The organism is Nguyenibacter vanlangensis, assembly GCF_013376155.1.
In the GTDB taxonomy this organism is placed as follows: Bacteria; Pseudomonadota; Alphaproteobacteria; order Acetobacterales; family Acetobacteraceae; genus Gluconacetobacter; species Gluconacetobacter vanlangensis.
Map to the genome: position 1 here is coordinate 1 of NZ_JABXXP010001065.1, position 754 is coordinate 754.

Annotated in this window: 1 protein-coding gene; it reads right to left on the reverse strand. The window is 69.8% G+C overall.

Going from position 1 to position 754, the window contains the following annotated elements:
• On the reverse strand, nucleotides 1-754 hold a 754-nt coding region (locus HUK84_RS21245; protein WP_176641930.1), incomplete at both ends, for a pyridoxal phosphate-dependent aminotransferase.

Here is a 754-nt window from a genome sequence, read left to right on the forward strand (position 1 = left end):
GCCACCGAACACACGCCCGAGGTCGCGTTGCCCTGCACCCGCGCCATCGCGCGGATCAGGCCCGGGGGCCCGCCAGCATAGCCGACCCGCCACCCGGTCATGGCATAAGATTTCGACACCCCGTTCAGCGTCAGGATACGCCCCTTCAGGTCCGGCGCCACCGCCGCGATCGAATGATGCCGGGCGCCGTCGAACACCAGATGCTCGTAAATCTCGTCCGACAGGATCCAGGCCCCCGGATAGCGGCGCAGCACGGCGGCGATCGCCTCCATGTCCGCCAGGCCCATCACCGCCCCGGTCGGGTTCGAGGGAAAATTCAGCACCACCCAGCGCGTGCGCGGCGACATCGCCGCCTCCAGCGCCGCCGCCGTCAGGCGGAACCCGTCGGCCTCGCGGCACTCGGCAAAGACCGGCACGCCGCCGAACAGCCGCGCCGCCAGCGGATAGCTCACCCAGTACGGCGCGGGAATGACGACCTCGTCCCCATGGTCGATCGTCGCCATGAAGGCGTTGAAGATCACCTGCTTGCCGCCATTCGACACGATCAGGTCCGACAGCGCGTATTCCAGCCCGTTCTCGCGGGCGAATTTCCGCGCGATCGCCGCCTTCAGGGCGGGCGTGCCGTCCACGGGCGGATATTTGGTCTGCCCGTCCAGCGCCGCGCGATGCGCGGCCTCGATCACCGCCGCCGGGGTCGCGAAATCCGGCTCGCCCAGCGCCAGGGACAGCACTTCATGCCCCTCGGCGCGCATCG